The sequence below is a fragment of the Singulisphaera rosea genome, from assembly GCF_054877945.1.
In genome coordinates, this window is the sequence record NZ_JBTYIP020000034.1 from 1 (window position 1) to 22,642 (window position 22,642).

The following is a 22,642-nucleotide window of genomic DNA, read 5'->3' on the forward strand; positions in this document are numbered from 1 at the left end:
CCCGGATCTCCTCGCATGGCTCGAGTCCCTGTGACGGGATTATGGAAAGCAATGCACCGATTCAGGGCACGGAAGCCCGGTTTCCTCCAAGGTCCGAAACATAACGCCGGGCTTACCATAATGGGCCCCGGGCGGGGTCTCGACCCGACGGAACGGGCGGATCGGAGCGGGGCCGAAGCGAGCCCGGACGAACTTGCGGACGGACTTGTACGACCCGTCGAAGCCGAGTTCGGAGCGGAGGTAGTCGTAGAGGATCTGGACGCTGGGTGGCCGCTCGCGTCCCGTGATCTCGGCGTGGGCGCTCCACCAGTGGTCGACGGCCTCGGCCAAGCCGAGTTGCTCGATCCGCGAGGCCTTCCGTCGGCCGTCGAGCGATCCGTCTCGTTTGCGACGGAGATGATATCGCACGGCGCCTTCGGTCACGCCCAGGATGCGAGCGGTTTCGGAGGCGGACTGGCCTCGCTGATGCAAGACCTCGATCGTCACGATTTGCTCCCTTGTGAGCTTGGCCAAGGTAGAGCCTCCGAGCGGACCTGGGTGATCCAGGGTCAGCTTGGAGGGGCTTGGCACGCCTGTCGATGGATGTCCAGTACGACCGCCGCACTGGACCCCGCTCAGGCTCGTAACGATTCGGGTTCGCTAACTCCCATTCTTACGGGTTTGGTGACAAACGTCCGAGAACTTCTAACCGTGGGCGGCGAGGGCCTGGCGTGGCAGGCCGAGGCCCACCTCGCTCGGGTTGCTGAGGAGATTAAGGATATCCCGGATGGCTTCGCCGAGGGATTGTCAAGTGGGGTCGTCGGCCCTCTCTTTGAACTACGACATCTCGCCCCCGGGAGTAAGGCTCCCGAGATCGATGGCGATGACCTCCGCGGCAAGCCGATGAAACTCTCCGATTACCGGGGGAAGGTCGTCGTCGTGAGCTTCTGGGGCACTTGGTGCGTTCCTTGCATGGCGCTCGTCCCGGAAGAGAACGCTCTCGTCGCCAAGATGGCTGGGAGGCCGTTTGTCCTGCTGGGAGTAGACAGCGACGAGGACCTCGATAAGGTCAGGCGGATTATGGACGAGCGGGGAATCACCTGGCCATCCTGGCGTAACATGGGAAGCAAGGCCGGCCCGATCTCGACCAGCTGGAATGTCCAAGGCTGGCCGACCGTCTACGTCTTGGATCACCGGGGAGTCATTCGCTGGAAGCGGCCGAGTTTCCCGCACCACGAGCCGATTGAGGAGATTGTTGGCGGCCTAGTCCGAGATGCCGAGAGGGCCCGTGACCGACGCCCCGACTGAACTGCCGCCAGGGCTAACGTGCCGCCCGCAGGTCAACTATACGAGTATCCATCATACTGTATCAAATTGCTTGATTTCTGCGGACAAGCTCGCTCGTATTCCAGGCCCAGGTGCTGCCCCCGGCAGTCTCGGGGATTTAGCCCGAGATGAGCGCTGGCAGCCTGGAAAGGATATCATCGCGAAGACGATTGATCGACGACAAGGATTTTTCCCGGTCAACGTCATCGCCGGTTCGAGGTCCGACGACGCGGGTTGGATTGAATCCTTCTCAAGACCCCTCGTCATCCGCTTTACCCTCGACTATTCTGTGACCATGTTCCCTACCGTTGCCATCCTGTCTCGAGCTCGGGTTCCCGTTCGTCGGTCGCATCGCCGAGTGGGCCCATAATCGCGGCATCGATCCGGACGGTTTCGGCGCGGGTCGTCGCCGCAAGGTAATCGAGGATTTTCCGGCCGAGGGAGAGAAGTCGCGAGCGAAAGGGCCAAATGCTGAAGGACGTGAATGGGATTTCACAGCAGCACATGGGCAATCAGCCGCATTGGCAACGATTGACCGATGCAATGATGGCTCCGCAAATCTATGGCCCGCTCCTGGCCGAGGTTTCGCGGATCATAAGCGAGGCAATCGCCACCGACCCCGCACGTCCCCAGATCAATTCTCGCGAAGCAAGTGTGGATGCTCTCGATGCCTTAGGGCCCGCCTGGCAGGCTCTTTTCGCCGAACGCTTCCAACGTTTCCCCCACCTTGCCGACCATGGTGTGTTCGGGATGGCGCTGTGGTTTCACATCGTGAACCTTCCGGATACCTGGTACTTTTCGGGAGTCGCCGATCCCTACGGTTCGGGACAGGATGCCATCCAATACTGGAGGCCTTGAAGCACGACTCGGCCACCAGCCTGTTCCTCCTTGCACGGTTTTGAGATCCAGAATACGACTGGGGAAACCACACCTCGGTCTTCCTGTCGTCAGGTTTCCAGAAACGCTCCAAGGTAGACCGCCACCCCCTCCTGCCCTTCGGCCCTGATTCCTGCCGCGACGATCCCTCGCCTCGTTTGCCTTCACCTCTCGACGTTCTCCCGCCATCCCCGCACGCTCCTTCGCCCATTTCCTCCGGCGAAATTGCAAAAGCCCGCGACGTCCTCGCCGTCATCCGCACTCCGAGAGCTCTCGAAGCCGATCACCGGGCGGCCTTTACCGATGAACGGGACACCTTCGACCCCAGTTGGAGATTCCCGGGCACGGCCAAGCTCGACGAGCTCGCACAGATTCAAACATTATTATGTTTATAAATTTTAAAATAAAGATTTTATTGATATGCGTTACGATTTTGGCGACCCAGCTAGGGAGGCAAGGCTGGTTCTTTGGAAGTGAATCCTTTGGGGTCATTGATTGACGTCCAGATCCACGAGAGATGCTTCGGATCCGTCGGGTCGACCACGTTGACGCGGGGATTCTCCTTGAAGGTCCCCGCGTTGGGTAATCGCTTTTTCGCATTCAGGAACCCTTGGATTCCCAGTCCGACCCGGCGGAGGTTTTAGGAAGGACGACGGATGAGGAAGACGTCGTGAATGGAAATGACGGCATGAAACCAGATCTCAATCGTTCCGTTACGTGCGGGTTCGACCGAAAAAACTGTGGAGAGATGGCTTCGCGAGAGTTTTGTCGGAAAGATTCCGATTCGTTCGATCTTGGGAATCGCTCGCGGAGGGCCGCTCTCTTATCATGAGGGCATCCGCCGCAGCACGCTTTCGCCGACAACGCGGCACGCCTTGCGGATCCGATCGAAAGGACCAAGCGAATCATGACTCGGTGGCTCGGTGGACTCGCCGCGTGCACGACCCTGACCTTGATCGCCGCGGCGCCCGAGGATGTGCGGAAGCCCGCGCTTGAAAGTATTAAGGGTGACGAAGTACTCGGGCACATCAAGGTCCTTGCGTCCGACGAGTACGAAGGGAGGGCTCCCGGATCACCGGGGGAAGACCGGACGGTCGGCTACCTGACGGATCAGTTCCGTTCGATGGGGCTCAAGCCCGGGAATCCCGACGGCACGTTCGTCCAGCAAGTCCCGCTCGTCGGGTTCCAGGCGGAATCGAAGTCCGCGTCGTTCCGCGCGGGGGCAATGACGATCGACATGAAATTCCCCGAGGACTGGGTCGCGGTCTCGAGACGGTTGGCGGAAGAGGTGAAGGTCGAGCACTCGGATGTCGTGTTCGTGGGGTACGGGGTCGTCGCGCCCGAGTACGGGTGGGATGACTACAAGGACGTCGACGTCCGGGGCAAGACGATCGTGATGCTCGTCAACGACCCGGCGATCCCCGCGCCGAACGACCCCAACCAGCTCGACCCCGCGATGTTCAAGGGGAAGGCGATGACCTACTACGGGCGCTGGACCTATAAGTATGAGATCGCGTCCGAGAAAGGGGCTGCCGCCGCCATCCTCGTCCACGAGACCGGGCCGGCGGGCTACCCGTATGAGGTCGTCGTCGGGAGTTGGGGCCGAGAGAACTTCGACATCCCACGCCCGGGACAAGACCAGGATCGCGTGGCGATCGAGGCCTGGGTCACGCTCGAGAAGGCCAAGCAACTCTGCAAAGCGGGTGGACAGGACTTCGACGCCTTGAAGGCCTCGGCCAAGTCGAAGGACTTCCGCCCCGTCGCCTTGAACCTCAAGGCCAAGTTCGAGATCAAGAACGCCTTGCGCAAGGTCAATTCGCGGAACGTCGTCGCCAAACTCGAAGGCTCGGATCCTGCCCTCAAAGAGGAATGCGTCGTCTACACAGCCCACTGGGATCACCTGGGTCGCGATCCGGGACTGACCGGGGACCAGACCTTCAACGGGGCGGCCGACAATGCGTCGGGTGTGGCGGGCGTCCTCGAGATCGCCAAGGCCTTCAGCCGGCTCGCGACCCCTCCGAAGCGTTCCATCCTATTCCTCGCCGTCACCGCCGAGGAGAAGGGTCTCCTGGGGGCCAAGTACTACGCGGCGAATCCCCTTTACCCCCTCCATCGAACCCTGGCCGACATCAACATGGACGTCATCAACCTTTGGGGACGTACGAACGACGTCATCAGCATCGGGTTCGGCCAGACGACTCTCGACGACATGCTCGTCGAGATCGCCAAAGCTCACGGCAAGGTCGTCAAGCCCGACGCCGAGCCCGAAAAGGGCCTCTACTATCGCTCCGACCACTTCGAGTTCGCCAAGCAAGGCATCCCCGCCCTGAATGCCAAAGGGGGCATGGACTACATCGGCAAGCCCGCCGACTTCGGGATCCGCAAGCGCGACGAGTACACCCAGCGCGACTACCACAAGGTCACCGACGAGGTCAAACCCGACTGGGACCTCTCCGGGGCCGTCGAGGACCTGCAAATGCTCTGGGACGTCGGCTATCAGATCGCCCAGGGCTCGAGCTTCCCCGAATGGAAGCCCGGGAGCGAGTTCCGCGCCCAGCGCGAGGCCTCGCTCAAAGCGAAGTGAATTTGAGTTGCGGTCCCGACATTACACAAAAGATTCTATCCACAGATAACGCGGATTGACACGGATAAAACACTCGAATTCAACAAGTAAATTGATTTTCGAATCCTTCTTGTCTGATATTACCCGTGTTTCATCCGTGTTCAATCCGTGGCTAAAGAATCCTCCCGATCCGAGAGCTACCGCTGGTAGCTCGACCACGGGTAGAGCACGACACACTGGAGCGTCCACACCAGCGGGTCTCGTTTCGCGTGTACCTCGACCCGGCTCCACGGGTCCCGACACCCGGAGATGGCGTAGACGAGGCCGGCCGCCGTGAAGATGGCGAACGCGACCGAGGCGAGCCGGCTGCGGAGCCGGGCCAGGGCGTCGACCGCGAAGAGATAGCAGATCGGGGTCACGGCCAGGAGGTGACGAGTGCCGAACGACTGCCCGGCGTAGTCGGTCCGGCGGACGCCCCAGATGTAATAGAGGAGAAGGACGGCGACGACGCCCCCCACCACGGTAGCCGCCGGCCGGAGGGGATCGCCGGGCTTGCGGAGCGCCAGGATCAGCCCGACCGGGGCGAGGAAGAGGGCTGGGGTGATCGTGAGCCATCCTTGCTGTCCGAAGAGGAGTTCCAGGCCGAATTGCCAACGGGGAACCGACTCCTTCCAGGTCCCGACGTTCGTCGCCCAGTAGGATCCGGGATAGTTGAATGCTTCCGGATACATCTCAGCGGGCAGCGGCGTCCCGGTCACGAGCGACTGGAGAAGGCAGTGGAAGGCCAGCGGTGGGATCGTCCCGAGGATGAAAGCCCAAGGGATGTTCCGGACCCGCAACGCCTGCCAGATCGCCAGCGCCGCCATGAGCGCTCCGCCTGCGGGGAGGTCGATCGTCGCGGCGAGGCCACAGAAGGTGCCGGAGAGGACACGGCGAAGACGTACCCTCTTTCCAGGCTCCTCAAGTAAGGTCATCGCCAAGGCCCCCGTCACGAGTGCGGCGGCGACGCTGTGGTTGTTGAAGGTCACGCCGTAGGAAAGCAGGAGTGAGCCGAAGCCGAGTCCGAAGGTCAAGACATCGGAGATCCACGGCCGGATCGGGACAACCTGGAGCATTTGCCTGAGCCAGACGAGCGTCAACGCGGACGCCACGCCCACGATGCTCGAGACGAGAATCAGGTTGGTCACCACGAACTGATTGGGGGTGGCCGCGATCCGGACTCCCGACAGGTAGACCCCCTCGTAAACCAGGGCGCCGATCGCGGGTAGGACCGGCGGCTTGTCGGAATAGAGATGCGGTCCAAATTTGACGAGGTCGGGTGAGCCGCTGCCGGCCAGAAGGGGAGATCCATCGACGGCCAGGGTCCCGCGCTCGACGATCCCCTCGATGGTCATGTACCGCGACCAGACGTTACCGCTATGCCTCGGGGCGAGGGTGATCGGGATGAGGACGATGAGATAGATGATCCCGAGCAGCCAGGGGCGAAGCGGATGGACCCGGCGGACGATCGGCGAATCCCCTCGCGGGACCTCGGCCTCGCGGTTAGACTTGTGCATGGCGATTCCCCGAGTCGTCGACACTCATTCGGCGACCTATTTTAACACGGCGAAACCTGTAACGACACCGTGAGCGACCTCAAACCCGCCCGGATCCCCGCCTGGGCGGTCCTGGTCCTCCTCGCCATCCTCGTCTTCGACGTCTGGTTCCGATGCCATACCATAGGACCGACGATCCGGGATCAACTCGGCGTCGACCTCTGGCCGGTCACGGGTGCCGAGGCGGAGCCTCTCGACTGCGACGAGGCCGTTTACGCCTACACCGGGCGTCGGATCGTCCACGGCTCGGTCATGTATCGAGACCTGACCGAGCCCAAGCCTCCGGGCGGCTACTGGCTCTATGCCCTCGCGGTCGCCGTCGGGGGTGCGAACGAGTTGACGGTTCGGGTCACGCCGATCCCGATCGTGCTCGCCACGATCGGGATCGTCTGGTGGATCGCCCTTCGCCTCGGGGGCCCCTTCGCCGCATGCCTCGCCGCCTTGATATACTCCGTGACGAGCACCGACCCGTACCTGTTCGGCAATGGGGCGAACCTCGAACACCCGATCAATCTGTTTTCAACCGCCTCCCTCGCCTTGATGATCGCCGGTTGGGACCGGTCCAAGCGGGGTTGGCTCTTCGGGGCGGGAGTCTGCCTGGGGATCGCCTGCCTCTTCAAGCAGGTCGCGTTCACGCATGGCCTGATCTACACCGCAGCCCTGTTGCTTCGGCGTCGGTCCTTACGCATAACAACAGACGATGTGTTGGAGTTGGCGTTGGGCTTTGCCGTCGTCTGGGGAGCCGCATTCCTCGCACTAATTCTCCAGGGGGCCGGGGCGGCGGCGTTCGAGGACATCGTCCGATACAGTGCGGCGATGGCGGCGGACACTCCCCCCGAGGCGAATGCCCCTTCGCGTTGGGTACGGTGGATTACGGGCAATGCCGATCCCCAGGGGGAACTCCCCTGGCCATTCGGGAAGACGAATTACCTCGTCTGGTGGGGGACGGGGAGTTGGCCGCTCTGGCTCGTCGCGATACCCGCCACCGCAAGCCTGGGATTGACTCGTTCATCGACGCCCGGCCGGCGGCTCGTCGCGGCCTGGACCCTCTCGGCCTGGGTCCAGGTGGCCCTGCCGGGGCTCTTCTGGCAACACTACTACCTCTTGCCCCTGCCGGGGATCGCGATCGCGACGGCCACCTACCTGGCTGAACTCGCGGGTTCGATCCGATCGAAGCCATCGCGACGACTCGTCCTGATCCCCTGGGCGTCGGCCCTCATCCTCGCCCTGGGTGTGACGGCATTCCTCCAGATCCGTGACTATCTGATGGTCCCGCCGGAGGCGCTGACCGTTCGGTACAAGGGAGGCGGTCAATGGGTCGCCCTCCGCGCGCTGGGCCGAGACCTCGGCCGACGCTCGAAGACCTGGGATTCGCCTCATCTTTATGTCTGGGGGTGGCAGAGCCCACTCTATGTGTACTCGGGGCTTGATGGGGTCTCTCGACACTTCTTTTCGGACCCGCTGCTCAAGGCCTACGCGGTCGGCGGGCACCCCTTGACCACGCCGAGAGTCGCCCGGATCATGGCCGACCTCAAGGAACGCCGACCCGAGTTGATCTTCTGCGGGGATCCCCCCTTCCCCGCCCTGAAGGCATTCCTCCTCGATCGCTATTTCCCATCGAGGGCCGTGCCGACGACTCCCGACGGTCGAGGGCTCTGGGTCGAGAAGGATCACTACGGGTCGTTCGAAACGTCGAGGTCGCCCGATCGCTAACACGAGCGAATAGCTTCCGACAGTTCCAAGGCCCTGGAAACACTTGTTCGTACGATCCAGGTGAGGCGCATCATGCCCGAGGAAAACGACGGTCAGCAAGGCACGGTGGGCCTCTCAAAGCCGGTCGAGTCGTCCGGGCGATTCGGCATGATCCCGTACGTACTCATGATCTTCCTCGTCTGGCGCGGGCTGCTGTTCGCCTTCGACGTCGTCGGGGTGTCGATGACCCTCGAACGCCCCGACAGTCAACTCAGCCCGAAAGACCCTTGGCGGGCCTTCCCGGGTCACCCGTTCTGGGACGGTTGGGTGCGTTGGGATGCCGGTTGGTATCGGATCCTCGTCGAGCATGGATACGCCGACCGGACCTGGGGAAGCAACCCCCAGGCGTTCTTCCCGCTCTATCCCTGGACCACGCGGGCCGTCTCCGAGGTCGTCGGCAACCACTGGATCGCCGGACTCCTCGTCTCGAACGTCTCCCTGCTCCTGGCCCTGATCTACCTGTCGAAAATCGCCGCGCGATATCTCGACGAGGACGGCGTGAGACGAAGTCTCATTTATTTACTAATCTATCCGTCTTCGTTCTTCCTCTCCGCCTATTACTCCGAGGGGCTCTTCCTGCTCACGACCGCCGCGGCGTTCCACGGCTATCTCACGGGCCGCTACTTCCGTTGCGGTGTCTGGGGCTTCCTGGCCGCCCTCACGCGCCCGACGGGGATCGCGCTCTTCGCCGCCTTCGCTCTCGACTACGTTCTCAAAGTCGCCACGAGACGAAGCCGGATCTCACCCTCGGTCCTCTGGCTCCTGCTCATCCCGGCAGGGCTCGGGACCTTCATGCTGCTGCTCTACGTCGATTCCGGCGACCCGCTCGCCTTCGTCAGGGCGCACGGTTCGTGGGGCCGATCGTTTGCTTCGCCGACTCAGGCACTCTGGACGGCCCTGACAAATATTGATTGGTCGCTCCCTCGGGACCACGTGAACACGGTGACCGCCATGGACGCGGTCACCGCCGCCCTGTTCCTCATCCTCCCGTTCCGCCTCTTCCGTCGATACGACGCCGCCCTCCCCATCTACGCCCTCGTGCTGATGCTCATGCCCCTCGCGACGGGGAGCCTCAAGTCGATGCTGAGGCTCGAAGTCGTCTCCTTCCCGGTCTTTCTCACCCTCGCGGAGCTCGGCAAGAACCGGGAGGTCGACCGCGTCATCATCTTCGTCTCGGCGATCTTCCTCGGCCTCCTCAACCTACGGTTCTCGAACTGGTATTGGGTCGGCTGAAGCCAAAGACAACCGGGGCGCAAGCCATCGCGACGTCGACGAAAACCCTCGCGCGGAATTCTCCACGACGTCTTGACTTGAGGCCGACATTTCGAGTACGCTTGGCACACCGATTGAGACTGAATCTCAATCGCAACCCTGCCATTCATGACGCCGTCGCTCGGACTCAGTGAATCGAGTCGACGGCTTGAGAACACGCCGCCGGGGAGACACTCCGCCCGTCGTTTCGGTCGGATGTGGGACCACTCCCCGGCGGTGTGCCGTTTCCTATCCCACCACGACGACCGGCAAACGTCCACGGCAGCTTGCGAAGAAAGGCTCGTCCCGACCCCATCACGGAGGCCAACCCCCGTTTGCACGGGATTGGCGATCAGGAGCTTTGTCGGCTGGATTCCGACAGTGCGCCCGGTTACGCTCGTGGGGCATCCACGAGCGCCGAGGGCGAGCGTTCGAGGCGGGCGTGGGCCGGACCGGGGCCGAGACGATGTCCTCTGCGACGACCGGGTCGGGCGAACATGTGAGTCGGCCTGCCGTGAATCCCTGGCTCATCGCGATCGGGGTCTCGATCGCGACGTTCATGGAGGTGCTCGACACGAGCATCGCCAACGTCGCGCTCCGATACATCGCGGGCGGCCTTTCGGCGGCCGAGAACGACAGCGAGTGGGTCATCACCAGTTATCTCGCCGCCAATGCCGCGGTCCTGCTCCTTTCGGGTTGGCTCTCGTCATATTTCGGGAGGCGGACCTACTACCTCGGCTCGGTCGCCCTCTTCACACTGAGCTCGGCGGCCTGCGGCTTCGCCACAAGCCTCGAGCAGCTCGTCCTGTTCAGGATCCTCCAAGGGATCGGAGGCGGGGGGCTCCAGCCGGTGACCCAGGCGGTCCTCGTCGATGCGTTCCCCCCGGAGAAGCAGGGGGCCGCGCAGACGCTCTTCGGGATCTCGGCCCTGATCGCCCCGATCCTGGGTCCGACGCTCGGGGGCTACATCTCCGACAATTACTCGTGGCGTTGGATCTTCCTGATCAATGTCCCGGCCGGAGCCGTGGCCTTCGGCCTCAACTACCTCTGGTTGCAGGATCCCGACTACCTTAAAGCCGAGCGGAAAGCCCTGCGGAGCAAGCCCCTCCGATTCGACTTCGTCGGCCTCGGCCTCATCGTGCTCGCAATGGCGACGATGGAGGTGATCCTCAGCAAGGGCCAGGAGTGGGACTGGTACAACGACCCGTTTTGGAGAGTCCAGACGCTCATCGTGCTGTTCGTGATCGGGCTCGTCGGCACGGTCGTCTGGGAGTCTCGACACCCGTCGCCAATCCTCAACCTCGGGCCGTTCCGGGATCGCAACTTCGTCGCCAGCGGCATCACGGCTTATGTGACGTTCGCGATCGTTTACACGAGCATGACCCTCTTGCCCGGGATGCTCCAAAGCCTCTACGGATACAACGCCGTCTGGTCGGGCCTGGTGATGTCGCCCGCGGGGCTGTTCTCGATCCCGGCGATGCTCGTCATCAGTATCATGCTCGGGAAGAAGGTCGACGCCCGGTGGTTGGTGGTCGGCGGGGCGATCGTGATGTCGGCAGGGGCGTTTTGGTTCACTCTTTTGAACCTGGACGTCGGGCCGAGCCACTTCGTCTGGCCGAGGGTGGTGCAGCAGCTGGGCACGGCCTGCATGTTCGCCCCGCTGAGCGTCGCGGCCTTCAAATACCTCCCCCGTGAGCTTCGAGGGCCGGCGGCGGGGCTCTTCGCCATGCTCCGAAACGAGGGCGGGAGCGCCGGGACTTCGCTCGGCAAGACGATCGTCGAACGGCGGATCTCCTTCCACGACGATCGGCTCGTCGGGAATCTCAATCCGCTCAGCACTCCGTTCGAAGACGCCATGCAGTCGGGCCAAGCCTTTTACATGCAGATGACCGGCGACCCGGAGTCTTCCCGAATGCTGGCCCTGAACGGCATCGACGAACTCCGCCAGCAGCAAGCGGGCTCGATGGCGTATCTGGACGCCTTCTACGTCTGCGCAATCCTCTCGCTGATGCTCGTCCCACTCGCCCTGATGATGCGACGCTCTGTGGCCGAGGAAGGGGCGTCGATCGGGGCGGAGTGAGTCGTTCCCGAAGGCGTCTTATCTCACGGTTTGGACCGAACGCCGCTCGGATCATCGGCCACCAATGATCGTTGTCGCTCAATCATGGAGACTTGACGGCCTCGACCTTCGGGAAGGATCCCCTGAGCCGCTGACCCGCATCGGGGCCTTGGGGTTGCTCGCGTATCCGGACGTAAGGGTTCGCCGACAGCCCGACGAACAAGGGGGTTTCGGGCGGGTTGCCGTCGACCAGATCGACCCGGACCGGCAATCGCTGGACGATCTTCACGAAGTTGCCTGTCGCGTTCTGCGCGGGGAGCAGTGCGAGGGACGAACCGGTCCCGGCGCTGAAGCCGCTCACCCGTCCCTTGAAAACCTTGCCCGGATAGGCGTCGAAATAGAGGTCGACGGGGTGACCGATCCGGATCGGCGGGAGCTGGGTTTCCTTGAAGTTGCAATCGATCCAGACCTCGCGGAGGGACCGAATCGCGAGGATCCGCTGCCCCTGGGTGACCCGATCGCCTCGGTTGACGTTGCGGTTGGAGATGAAGCCGTCGATCTCGGCGTGGATGCCGCAATACGTGAGCTGGAGTCGGGCGAGTGCGAGTTCCTCTTCGCTCTGCTTGATCCGTGCCCGTGCCGACTCGACGCTGGGAGCTTTCTCCACGGTCTCCTCGATCAGGACGTCGAGGTCGCCGTTCGGCGCGGAGTTGTGAATCCGGGCGATGAACGCGTTGGGCGTTTCGGTATATCGGGGAAGGGCGAGTCCGAGATTGGCGAGGTCGAGCGAGAAGGCCGCGAGCGCACTCTGCACGCTCGAATGGTGCTGATCCAGGTCGCCGGGGAGGTCGTCAAAGGGCTTTCCCGAGGCGGGCGACTCGGGCACTTCGAGCGAGACCCGGATACTATGAATCTTCTCAACGGCCGAGACGACCGCCGCTCGGGCCTGGTCGTAGTCCGTCCGGCGGACGTCGGCCTGTTCCTGCGTCACCGACCCTTTGCGAGCGAGGTCGGAATAGCGATCGAACTCGAGCTTCGCGAGCTTTTCCGACGCCTGCTTCTCGTTGAGGGTCGCAATCGTCGAGCGTAGCTCCGCAGCCTCGTTCTTGACGCTGGTCATCGCCGACATCAGCTTGTAGCGATCGGCCTTGGCCTCCGCGGCCGCCGCCCTGGCCCTCGCGAGTTGCTCGAAGAGGTCGCGCTGGGCGACCCCGAGCGCGGCCTCGGACTCGGCCACGCGAATCGTCTGCATGCTCTTGTCGAGCACGACGATGACGTCCCCCGCCTTCACGAAGTCGTTGTTGTCGACCCGGACTTCCATGACCGTCTCGGCGATCCGAGGCGCCACGAATGTGACGTGGGAATTCACATAAGCATCATCCGTCGAGACCGTCGCGAGCGCCGTTTCGACCATCGGATATCCGTAGATCGCCGCCATCCCCACGACCGCCACGAGCAGGGCAAGTTTGAAGATCCGCCCTAGCCATGAGCTCGAAGGTTTCCTGACGGTTGGGTTGGGCTCGTGCGCCGAGGTCACAGCGGTCTTCGAGCCGCCGACGACCGCGTTCGGTTCCGTTCCGCCTGTCGCCTCGGTCGTCATCGTCGCGGTCGCTCCCCGGGTGCTGGATCGCCTCCGACTGACGGGGCGATCCGAGCCCTTCAAAGCATACGCCAAGGTCAGCCGAGACGGAATCGCCGAGAGGTCCGAGACCTGGCATTCAGCACGGCTTCGGGGATTAGACGGCTAGGGCCCGCGACGAGGCTGCGTGTGTTGACGATTCGATCGCGCGGAGGTAGCGTTCGCGCAACGCCCCCATGATCGCATCCCAGCTCTGGTTGAGGGCGTAGGCCCTTGCCTCCTCCGAGATCCCTCGGCGCAGATTCGCGTGATCGACGAGCGGAAGTAGGGCGTCGGCAAACTCTCGAGTCGGTCGGTCGGGGTCGATCAGGAAGCCGGTTCGGCCCGATTGGACGATGTCGCTGATCCCGCCGGCCCGGAGCGCGACGACCGGCAGGCCGGAGGACATCGCCTCCAGGACCACGTTGCCGAAGGTCTCGGTCAGGCTGGAGAACGCAAAGAGGTCGGCCGCCGCATAGTGATCGGCGAGGTCCTCCCCCTTCTGGTACCCGGCGAACCTCGCACGCGGTCCCATCCTGGCCTCGAGTTCGGGCCGTGAAGGGCCATCGCCGACGAAGAAGACCCGGGCACTCGGCCTCGACTCGGTGACGAGGGTCAAAGCGTTGGCGAGGTAATCCACGTTTTTCTCGGCGGCAATCCGGCTCACGTACGCGATGACGACGTCGTCGGGGGCGAACCCGTACCTCTCCCGGATCGCCGATCGCCCGGGCCGATCGGGTCGGAAGAGTTGACTGTCGACGCCGCGTGGCCAGAGCGCCAGTCGCTCGAAGCCTCGGGCTTCGAGGTCGGCGATCGTCGGTCTCGACGGGACATAGGTCTCGAGGGTCCGATTATGGAACCAGCGCAGGTACCGCCAAATCAAACCGTTGGCCCACCCGACCCGGTAGTGGCGACTGTACTGGTCGAAGTTCGTGTGGAAGCTCGAGACGACGGGAACCTCCTCCCGACGGGCGATCCGAAGCATGCTCAGGCCGAGGGTCGCCTCGGTCGCGATGTGGATGATTTCGGGTCGGAACGCCCTGAGTGCCCTGACCACTCCGCCGAACGGGGGGAGCGGGAGGTGGAGCTCCTTGTAGAACGGCAGCGTCCACGAGCGGACGAGGTGCGATCCTTCCTCCGCCGAAGCCTCGCCGTAGTCGGGGTGGATCACCTGGACCGCATCGCCCGAGGATCGAAGGTATCGGACCAGTTGGCCCAGCGTCCTCGAGACCCCGTTGACCTGCGGGGCATACGTCTCGGTGACGATCGTCACTCTCATGGATACCCCGCAGACGAAGAAGAATCGGAAAGCATTTTGAGGCGAAAGGCGTGATGATCCATGCTCGTCGTGAGCCGACCGCCCGGAAAGCAGACGGCGGGACGCCTCCGGCTGGATTTTACGGGAGACGGATGAGGATGACGACCCAATTCCCGGGAGATTCTCGGGAAGATCGGATGAGCGTCGACGCGACGGCCGGTGAGGCTTCGACTTGCTCACGCGAGGGCTTCCTGGCAAACTCAGCGGGCGGTCGCGAGGGGCCGCGGGGGCGGTCGCTGCCCCGACGCGGGGTCGAGTTTGATCGAGGGGGAGGACAGGCTTTGAAACCCAATCCGGTGAAGCGGGCGCTCCAGGAAGGAAAGCCCCAGGTCGGGACGTGGCTCTCGCTGGGGAGCGTGGTGGCCGCCCGTTTCATGTCGCGCGTCGGTTTCCCCTGGTTAACCGTCGACATGGAGCATTCCCACACCGACATCCAGACCGCCGCCATGATGTTCGGCGCGATCGCGGACGCCGGCTGCGTGCCGCTCGCCCGGATCCCCGCCTCACGCCACGAATACGTCAAGTCGGTCCTCGACTGCGGCGCGATGGGGATCGTCGTCCCGATGGTCATGGACGCCGCCGAAGCAAAGGCGATGGTCGCCGCGGCCAAGTATCCGCCCGTCGGAAACCGCTCCGTCGGCGGCGGCCTCCACGCGATGAATTACGGCGCAACCGCCGGCGACTACTATCTCAAGGCGGACAACGAAATCCTCGTCGTGCTCCAGACAGAGCACATCGCGGCCGTCGACATCGCAGACGAGATTTATGCGGTCCCCGGCATCGACGCGATCTTCGTCGGGCCCAACGACCTCGCCGCCTCGCTCCGCAAGCCCGACGGCACGCCGCCCAGCAAGGAGCTGATGGAACAAACCCTGACCCGCATCCGAGAGGCCGCCAAGCGTCAGGGCGTCCCCTGCGGCCTCCACGTCCACTCGCTCGCCGACGCCAAACGACGCATCGCCGAAGGCTGGCAATTCATCGCCATCGGTAGCGAGCTCAAGTGCATGCTCGACGAGGCCTCGGCGATCGTCCGCGAGATTGATCCGGCGAACGCCGTCGGGGAACTCGCCAAGTATTGAGTCCGTCCCCCGAAACCCGGCTTTTTTCTTAAAAGCCGGGTTTCGAAACAAAGGATCACTCGCCGACAAGGGCGCGGATTCGGTCGAGACCGCGGGCGGCGACGTCGGCCGGGTCTTGCTCCCAGAGCTCCCGGCTAAAAAGTTCGAGTGAGAGTGGGCCTCGGTAGCCGATGGTCCGGAGGTTCGCGATCACCCGCGGGAGGTCGGCGATGCCTTCGCCGACCATGACGCGGTCGTAGTCGGTCTGCGTCCTCGGGTCGGGGGACGCGGGGAGGTCGTTCATGTGGAAGCACGCGAGGCGATCGCCGGGGAGTTTGAGCAGGTCGTCGACCGTCCCACCGCCTCGGATCATGTGGAAGACGTCGGCGACGACCGCGGCCTGAGGGTCGCCGGAGCCGGCGGCGATCGTCCAGGCGCTCGAGACATTGTTGATCCCGTCGACGAACCCAAGGAACTCCATCGTCGGCGTGACCCCGACCTCGCGACCGAGTTGGAGAAGTTCCTTGAACCGTTCGGTGGCCTTACCAAGATCGACGACCTCCTGCGGGGGACTGGCGACGATGGTGGGACTACCAAGGCTCTTCGCCTGCTCCATCCGACGTCGGCAGTCGTCGAGGACCTTTCGATATTCCTCGCCTTCGGACGTGATCCAGCCATGGAGTGCGATCACGCTCACGACCCTCACGCCAGAGTCGCCCATGGCCTTCGTTAGTTCGGCGATAGAGCCCCCCGATCGGAGGTACTCGTCGACCTCGTCGTTCCAGGGCTCGATGGCGCCGTAGCCGACTCGGCCGGCGATCTCGATCTTCCTGAGGAGAGGCGTGGGGCGGATCGTGCTGGTGTTGAGACAGTAGACGAATTCGCTCACGAAGGATGCTCCCGGCTGGTCCTCGCAACTCAGTCGTTCTTGGCAGGTTGATGGTAGCGGACGCGGACCTCGTCCGGGAGGTAGACCATCCCCGCGTCGTCGGCGACGTGGAGGCCTGAGTCGAGGTAGAGGATCACCCCGTTGACCTTCCGCCCGCCGGGCGACGCGAGGAAGACGACCGCGTCGCCCACGTCCTTCGAGGTCGTCAGGTTTTGCAGGCCTTCGGGGAAGTTCGGCCGTCCTTGCTGGGCCTGGATGACGCGTTCGCCGGGAGTGTCCACCCAGCCGGGGGCGACCATGTTGCAGGACACTCCATACGCGAGCGTCTCCGCCGCCACCTGGCGGGTCAGCCCGAGCAGCCCCGCCTTGCTCGTGACGTAGGAGAAGAGGCCAGGCATCGGCCTCGTGGCGCGGGTCGACCCGATGTTGACGATCGCACCACGGGTCGCCTTGAGGTGGGGCAAGGCCGTCTTGATCCCGAGCCAGGGGCCTTTCAGGTTGATCGCGAGCGTGAGGTCCCAAAGGGCCTCGTCCGTCGACTCGATCGTCCCCCTCGGGCTGATCCCGGCATTGTTGACGAGCACGTCGAATCGTCCCCAGCGCTCGATGACCGAGGCCACGGCCTTCTGCCAGTCGTCGGCCCGGCGGACGTCGAGCTCGAGGCCCAGCGTGTCGTGGCCCTTCTCGCCCAGCTCTTCCGCCGATCCGGTCGCCGTCGCGGCGTCGACGTCGGTAAGGGCGACGCTGAGCCCGGCCTCGCACAGGGCCTCGGCGATACCGAGCCCGATCCCCCGCCCCGCTCCGGTCACCAGCGCCACGGCCCGTCCATTCGGCTCGACTGTCGACATCGTGGGGCTTGCCTCTCCGGGCCTTCCGAGAATCCGCCGGGCTCTTCCCAAAGCGGTACGATCGTGTTCCAATCCCGAGGGTTTTTCATGATGATGCCGTCGCGGTCGGGCGTCAATCGTGCCGAGACCGTGCCCCGGCCCGTCGTCAACTTGCGAGAGGGACGTCCGACTCCATGCCCATCTTGCTCGTGGGCACCCTGGATACCAAGGGACAAGAACTCGGGTTTGCGCGGGACATTTTCCACGCGCACCGGGTCGAGACCCTGGTCGTCGACGCGGGCTCCGGCGGCCCGCCGGCCATCACGCCCGACATCGGCAGCGACGCCGTCTTCCGACGCGCGGGGACCTCGCTCGCCGAGATCCAGGCGCGAGGGGACCGCGGCTGGGCGGTTGCGGAGGCGGCCCGAGGGGTCGCGAACCTGGTCGCCGAGCTCTCACGCTCGACCACGTTCCAGGGGGCCTTCGGGATCGGGGGATCGGCGGGGACCGAGATCGCAACCTCGGCCATGCGTGCCCTGCCCTTCGGCCTCCCCAAAGTCATGGTGAGCACGCTCGCGAGCGGCCAGACCCGGCCGTATGTCCGGGGCAGCGACATCACGATGCACCACCCGGTCGCGGACCTCATCGGTCTCAATCGGCTCACGCGTTCGGCGCTCACGAACGCGGCCAACGCCCTCCTCGGCATGATCCTCTTCGCCAGGCCGTCCGACAATCTCTCGGTCGATCGACCGGTCGTCGCCGCGACCATGTTCGGGGTGACCACGCCCTGCGTCGACCGCGCCCGACGTCGGTTGGAAGAAGAAGGGGCTGAGACCCTGGTCTTCCACGCCACGGGGATCGGCGGACAGGCGATGGAAGGCCTGATTCGCGACGGATTGATCAGCGGCGTCCTCGACCTGACGACCACGGAGCTCGCCGACGAGCTCGTCGGAGGGATACTCTCCGCGGGCCCGGACCGTCTCGAGGCCGCGGGGCGGGCGGGCATTCCCCAGGTCGTGAGCGTGGGCGCCCTCGACATGGTGAACTTCGGGCCCCCTGCCAGCGTCCCGGAACGGTTCCGTGGGCGTCGGTTCCACGCCCACAACCCCTCCGTCACCCTGATGAGGACCACGGTCCGGGAGAACGCTGCGCTCGGGGCCAAGCTCTCCGCAACACTCGGCCGTGCCCGGGGTCCCGTGGTGGTCATGATCCCCCGCGGCGGCGTCTCCGCACTCGACGCCCCGGACCTGCCCTTCTACGACCCCGAGGCCGACACCGCCCTGTTCGAAGCGATCCGCTCGGGGTTGGCCTCGGCACCCCACGTCCGGCTGGTCATCCGCGACGAGCATATCAACGACCCAACGTTCGCCGAGGCCGCCGCACGGGCCTTGCTCGAGTTACTGGCGGTTCCCAGGGGATAACAATGTCTGATCGTCGCACCGAGTCCCGTACCCAGATCCTCGAACGCTTCCGTCGCAAGATCGCCGAAGGGCGGGCCATCATCGGTGGCGGGGCGGGGACCGGCCTGAGCGCGAAATGCGCCGAGGCGGGGGGGATCGACCTCATCATCATTTACAATTCGGGGCGTTATCGCATGGCCGGCCGGGGCAGCCTGGCTGGGCTGATGCCCTACGGCGATGCCAACGGCGTTGTCATGGAGATGGCCCGAGAGGTCATCCCGGTGGTCGAACGGGTCCCCGTCCTCGCAGGCGTTTGCGCGACCGACCCGTTCCGTGTCATGTCGCGATTCCTGGTCGAGGTCCGCGACGCAGGCTTCGCCGGGGTCCAGAACTTCCCCACCGTGGGCCTGATCGACGGCGTCTTCCGGCAAGGGCTTGAGGAAACCGGGATGGGCTATCACCTCGAGGTCGAGATGATCGCCAAGGCCCGGGAGATGGACCTCCTCACGTGTCCCTATGTCCATAACGAAGAGGAAGCGCGGGCGATGGCCGGTGCCGGGGCCGACGTCATCGTCCCCCACGTCGGGCTGACCACGCACGGGATGATCGGGGCCAAGACCGCACTCACCCTATCCGAGGCGGCCAAGCGAGTGCAGGCGATGGCCGACGCGGCCAAGAGCGTCCGAGACGATGTGATCGTCCTCTGCCATGGGGGGCCGATCGCCGAGCCGACGGACGTCGCGGAGATTTTCCGGAACACTCGAGGTATCGCCGGCTTCTTCGGGGCTAGCAGCATCGAGCGACTGCCGACCGAGCCCGCCATCGTCGCCCAGGTGGAGAGCTTCGTCGCACTCCGCCCGTCGAAGGCGTGAGAGGCCACGTCGCCCGATTGTTGAGAGCTTTCTCTCCCAAAGATCAGCGAATTCGTTCCCGGTCGTCCTCGAACTCCTCCCACCATTCGATATCATCGCGGTCGGATTCGTGCCCGAAGTCCTGGAGGTCGGTCGACTCGGAGTCGGACGGGAGCAGGACGACCGTCACGATGGCCCGCCCCGGTGGGAGCCGGTCGGGGAGTTGGAGGCAGACGTAGCGGTCGGCGGTGACTTCCACCTCGGTTCGATAGTGCGGCACACTGGGCCTCGGAGGGCTAGGATCGGCGGGCATTCGATTCGATGACTGCGGTCGGATTGACTGTTGATCACGCCTGTTCGTCTTCGGACGGGGAGTCGGCACGGGCTCTCGAGCGGACCAAGGTCTGGGTCACCCCTTCCTGCACCGTTTTGCCTTCCTGGTTGACGAGTCGTCGGTGCCAGGAGACCACTCCGCGGCGACCTCTCGCCCTCGGCTCGAGCGCGGCCACGCGGGTAATGACGCGGATGGTGTCGCCGAACGCGACCGGATGCAGGAATTTCCATTCCTGGATCCCCAGAAACGCCAAGGTCTCGATGCGAGGGTAGTTACTCGTCAACCCTGAGGCGATCGCCAGGCCGAGGAGCCCATGCGCAACCGGCTTGCCGAAGGGTCCGCGACGCGCCTCCTCGTGGTCCATGTGGATCGGGTTGAAGTCGCCGGAGAGGCCCGCGAACGCGACCACATCGGATTCCGTGATGGTCCGGCCGGGGCTCTCCCACTCATCACCAACCGAGAGTTCGTCGAACGCGAAGGTTGGGATCGCGTGCTGGGTCACGGAGGCCACTCCCAAAGAAACGGAGAGCGCTGATGACTTTTCGTGCGTTCATCGAGACAATGTGAAAGAGTTAGGAACGAATTGTGCATAGTAGGGGGCGCGTCGTCAAGCGTTCTCGTCGTTCCGGTCGCGGGGTCTCGGTCTAGACCGAGCGCGATCGTCTCGCCGGCGCTGGCTTGCCTGTCGGTGAACTAAGAACACCACGAAAAGATTCGTCCGCGACGGACGTTTTAGGGGGGTGTGCTGATGAATCGTCCTTATCGGGTATTGATCGCCGACGATGAGAAGCCGGTCGCCGCCGGCCTCCAAGGTCAACTGGAGTCGCTCGGCTACGACGTTGTGGCAATCGTCAACGACGGTCACCATGCCATCGAAGTCTGCCGACGGGCCTTACCCGACGTGGTCCTCATGGACATCGAGATGCCGGGGCTGGACGGCCTCTCCGCGGCGCGGCAAATCGTCCGCGACCCGGGTACCCCGGTCATCATCCTGACGGCCCACGGCCATCCCAACCTGATCGACCAGGCGGTCGAGGATGGCGTGCTCTATTACTTACTCAAGCCGGTGACGAGCCCAAGTCTTCACGCTGCGCTCCAGGTGGCCGTGGCCCGGGCTCGTGAGATTCGTACTCTCCGCGAGAACGTCAACACGCTCGAGCTGACCCTCCGCGAGCGCAAGCTCATCGAGCGGGCCAAGGGCATCCTGATGGCCCGCCGGAACCTCGCCGAAGCCGAGGCATTCCGCTTCCTGCAACGTCAAAGCCAGGATCGCCGGATGCCGATGGCCAAACTCGCCGAGTCCATCGTCCAGGCCGACGAGCTCCTCGAGGCGCCTCCGCAAGTTCCCTGACGGTCGCGATGAGGGCAAAGATCACGCATGAGAATTTTTGCCCTCTATCCACGTTTCTCGCGTGCGGATCCTGCCGGTTTCCCCGTTTGGTGGAATAATAATGTTTGACGAACGCCTACCGCCTCGCTAGGCTAAGAATGTTTGATCCGGTGTTTGCCGATCAAACACGTTTGCCTCCGTAGGACGGTTGGGCTTCACGGAAGACGATGGAGGCTCGAGGCCAAGACGTGCCTCGAGACTTGTGGTACTTCTTCAGCCTCGATGAACCATGTGAGGCGCACCCTCCCGATCTTCGCGCTCGGCCGTAACTGAGCATGGGATGCGAATGTTCCCGGAGCATTGCCGATCAACTGGGAGTGAGGCATGACGACCTTCGACGCAGGGATGGACCCGCGACGGAACGGGCGTGGAATGAATGGCCCTGAACTGGCCGAACGCCTCGAAGGCTACATCGAACGCAGAGCCAGTGGACGGATCCGAGACCTCCACGTGGTCTGCTCCGACAACTCGATCATTCTCCAGGGCCGCTCGCGTACCTATCACGCCAAGCAACTGGCGCAACAAGCGGTACTCGACCTGACCAACGGACACCCGCTCCTGACCAATCAAATCGTGGTCAGTTGATTCAGTACGAAAACACGGCACCAAGGATGACCGAGAGGGGGTGACGAACCCCTCCCGATCGACGACCACTCGCACTCGTCGGCAGCCTGCCGACGTCGAGGGGGAACATGGACGCGCGCGTCGACTCGCCGATGACGACTTATTCGACCCCCCCTCGCCCTCTGATCGCGCACGCCGAGCTGCGATCGATTCTATCAAACTTGAGCCATGAGCTCTGCCGACCCCTGATCTCACTTCGCGCGGGGTTCGATCTCCTCCTCGGCGATGCGGCCCATCCCCTTTCGAAAGATCAGCGCGGCCATCTGCATACGATGATCCACCTCTGCGACGATCTCCTTCGGCTGACCCGGAGCTATCTCGACTATGCCGGCCTCGTCCAGGGGACGCGTCCGCTCAGTTTCGGATCGTTCACGATCGGGGCCCTGATCCGAGAAATCGATCGCCAGTTCGCGGCCGACGCCGCGTCGCGTCGAATCTCCTGGGATTGCCACGTCGAAGGACCCGACGCGACCGTGACGACCGACGCCTCCCGTTGTCAGCAAATCTTCGGCAATCTCGTCGCCAATGCGCTCAAATACACGCCCGAGACGGGACACGTTCGCGTGACCGGCCGACAGGAGGGCGACCACTGGCTCGTCGTCGTCGCGGACAGCGGGCCGGGGATCCCCCCGGATTCCCTGTCTAAGGTCTTCGAACCGTTCTACCGCCTCTCGCGCGACGAGCATTCCGGCGTCGAAGGGAGTGGTCTCGGCCTGGCCATTTGCCACGAAATGGTCGGGCAACTCGGCGGTGAGATCGTGATGAGTTCAGTGGTCGGCCAGGGGACCCAAGTCTCCGTCTCCCTACCCGTAGACCACGCGGCAACTCGAGCTTCGGTCGAGGCCACCCGAGGCGACTGAAGCCCACACGATTCGAGTGAGCCGCTCGGCCGGTCTCAAATCGCCTCCTCACAACTCGGATGATTTCCACCT

Annotated in this window: 20 protein-coding genes; 12 read left to right on the plus strand and 8 right to left on the minus strand. The window is 63.9% G+C overall.

Annotated features, from left to right (window positions below; all coding sequences use genetic code 11):
* Positions 1-39: 39 nt before the first annotated feature.
* The gene (locus ACYOEI_RS35155; RefSeq protein WP_462854937.1) at positions 40-486 is read right to left on the minus strand and encodes a hypothetical protein; all 447 of its coding nucleotides are present in this window, start codon (positions 484-486) and stop codon (positions 40-42) included.
* A 204-nt stretch (positions 487-690) separates the two neighbouring features.
* Between ACYOEI_RS35155 and ACYOEI_RS35160 the strand changes: the two genes are divergently transcribed.
* The 3 genes from ACYOEI_RS35160 (at position 691) to ACYOEI_RS35170 (ending at position 4,765) form a co-directional block, all read left to right on the plus strand.
* Positions 691-1,287 (plus strand): TlpA family protein disulfide reductase, encoded by a 597-nt coding sequence (locus ACYOEI_RS35160; RefSeq protein WP_462854939.1) that lies wholly within the window; start codon positions 691-693, stop codon positions 1,285-1,287.
* Between the two features lie 486 nt (positions 1,288-1,773).
* Positions 1,774-2,163 carry a hypothetical protein gene (locus tag ACYOEI_RS35165; protein WP_462854940.1) on the plus strand — a complete coding sequence of 130 codons (390 nt, stop codon included), beginning with the start codon at positions 1,774-1,776 and terminating at the stop codon, positions 2,161-2,163.
* 925 nt (positions 2,164-3,088) lie between these two features.
* Positions 3,089-4,765 carry a M28 family metallopeptidase gene (locus ACYOEI_RS35170; RefSeq protein WP_462854943.1) on the plus strand — a complete coding sequence of 559 codons (1,677 nt, stop codon included), beginning with the start codon at positions 3,089-3,091 and terminating at the stop codon, positions 4,763-4,765.
* Positions 4,766-4,941: 176 nt separating this feature from the next.
* Here ACYOEI_RS35170 and ACYOEI_RS35175 read toward each other — a convergent pair whose 3' ends face one another.
* Entirely contained in the window at positions 4,942-6,300 is a 1,359-nt protein-coding gene (locus ACYOEI_RS35175) for a hypothetical protein (protein ID WP_462854945.1), read from the minus strand.
* Between the two features lie 69 nt (positions 6,301-6,369).
* Between ACYOEI_RS35175 and ACYOEI_RS35180 the strand changes: the two genes are divergently transcribed.
* From ACYOEI_RS35180 to ACYOEI_RS35190, 3 genes are all read left to right on the plus strand, one after another.
* Positions 6,370-8,052, plus strand: a complete 1,683-nt coding sequence (locus ACYOEI_RS35180; protein WP_462854946.1) for an ArnT family glycosyltransferase — start codon at positions 6,370-6,372, stop codon at positions 8,050-8,052.
* A gap of 72 nt (positions 8,053-8,124) precedes the next feature.
* A complete protein-coding gene (locus ACYOEI_RS35185; protein WP_462854947.1) occupies positions 8,125-9,324 on the plus strand; it encodes a mannosyltransferase family protein in 1,200 nt (399 codons plus the stop codon).
* Positions 9,325-9,808: 484 nt separating this feature from the next.
* Positions 9,809-11,422, plus strand: coding sequence for a DHA2 family efflux MFS transporter permease subunit (locus ACYOEI_RS35190; protein ID WP_462854949.1), 1,614 nt, complete (start codon positions 9,809-9,811; stop codon positions 11,420-11,422).
* A gap of 82 nt (positions 11,423-11,504) precedes the next feature.
* On the opposite strand, the gene ACYOEI_RS35195 is transcribed toward ACYOEI_RS35190, so the two are convergent.
* Positions 11,505-13,001, minus strand: coding sequence for an HlyD family secretion protein (locus tag ACYOEI_RS35195; RefSeq protein ID WP_462854950.1), 1,497 nt, complete (start codon positions 12,999-13,001; stop codon positions 11,505-11,507).
* Between the two features lie 136 nt (positions 13,002-13,137).
* Positions 13,138-14,298 carry a glycosyltransferase family 4 protein gene (locus ACYOEI_RS35200; RefSeq protein ID WP_462854951.1) on the minus strand — a complete coding sequence of 387 codons (1,161 nt, stop codon included), beginning with the start codon at positions 14,296-14,298 and terminating at the stop codon, positions 13,138-13,140.
* Positions 14,299-14,618: 320 nt separating this feature from the next.
* Here ACYOEI_RS35200 and ACYOEI_RS35205 point away from each other — a divergent pair, with 320 nt between their 5' ends.
* Positions 14,619-15,416, plus strand: coding sequence for an HpcH/HpaI aldolase family protein (locus ACYOEI_RS35205; RefSeq protein WP_462854953.1), 798 nt, complete (start codon positions 14,619-14,621; stop codon positions 15,414-15,416).
* A 55-nt stretch (positions 15,417-15,471) separates the two neighbouring features.
* Here ACYOEI_RS35205 and ACYOEI_RS35210 read toward each other — a convergent pair whose 3' ends face one another.
* Positions 15,472-16,284 (minus strand): sugar phosphate isomerase/epimerase family protein, encoded by an 813-nt coding sequence (locus tag ACYOEI_RS35210; protein WP_462854954.1) that lies wholly within the window; start codon positions 16,282-16,284, stop codon positions 15,472-15,474.
* A gap of 29 nt (positions 16,285-16,313) precedes the next feature.
* Entirely contained in the window at positions 16,314-17,132 is an 819-nt protein-coding gene (locus tag ACYOEI_RS35215) for an SDR family NAD(P)-dependent oxidoreductase (protein WP_462854956.1), read from the minus strand.
* A gap of 173 nt (positions 17,133-17,305) precedes the next feature.
* Between ACYOEI_RS35215 and ACYOEI_RS35220 the strand changes: the two genes are divergently transcribed.
* Complete coding sequence (locus ACYOEI_RS35220) at positions 17,306-18,532, plus strand: Tm-1-like ATP-binding domain-containing protein (RefSeq protein WP_462854958.1); 1,227 nt, start codon at positions 17,306-17,308, stop codon at positions 18,530-18,532.
* 2 nt (positions 18,533-18,534) lie between these two features.
* Positions 18,535-19,383: a phosphoenolpyruvate hydrolase family protein gene (locus ACYOEI_RS35225; protein WP_462854960.1), complete on the plus strand. Its 849-nt coding sequence runs from the start codon at positions 18,535-18,537 to the stop codon at positions 19,381-19,383.
* Positions 19,384-19,426: 43 nt separating this feature from the next.
* Here ACYOEI_RS35225 and ACYOEI_RS35230 read toward each other — a convergent pair whose 3' ends face one another.
* The gene (locus tag ACYOEI_RS35230; RefSeq protein WP_462854961.1) at positions 19,427-19,642 is read right to left on the minus strand and encodes a hypothetical protein; all 216 of its coding nucleotides are present in this window, start codon (positions 19,640-19,642) and stop codon (positions 19,427-19,429) included.
* A gap of 67 nt (positions 19,643-19,709) precedes the next feature.
* Positions 19,710-20,198 carry a MaoC family dehydratase gene (locus ACYOEI_RS35235; protein WP_462854962.1) on the minus strand — a complete coding sequence of 163 codons (489 nt, stop codon included), beginning with the start codon at positions 20,196-20,198 and terminating at the stop codon, positions 19,710-19,712.
* 246 nt (positions 20,199-20,444) lie between these two features.
* Here ACYOEI_RS35235 and ACYOEI_RS35240 point away from each other — a divergent pair, with 246 nt between their 5' ends.
* The 3 genes from ACYOEI_RS35240 (at position 20,445) to ACYOEI_RS35250 (ending at position 22,570) form a co-directional block, all read left to right on the plus strand.
* Positions 20,445-21,047 (plus strand): ANTAR domain-containing response regulator, encoded by a 603-nt coding sequence (locus ACYOEI_RS35240; protein WP_462854963.1) that lies wholly within the window; start codon positions 20,445-20,447, stop codon positions 21,045-21,047.
* A 411-nt stretch (positions 21,048-21,458) separates the two neighbouring features.
* Entirely contained in the window at positions 21,459-21,671 is a 213-nt protein-coding gene (locus ACYOEI_RS35245) for a hypothetical protein (RefSeq protein WP_462854965.1), read from the plus strand.
* A 107-nt stretch (positions 21,672-21,778) separates the two neighbouring features.
* Entirely contained in the window at positions 21,779-22,570 is a 792-nt protein-coding gene (locus ACYOEI_RS35250) for a sensor histidine kinase (RefSeq protein ID WP_462854966.1), read from the plus strand.
* Positions 22,571-22,642 lie beyond the last annotated feature (72 nt).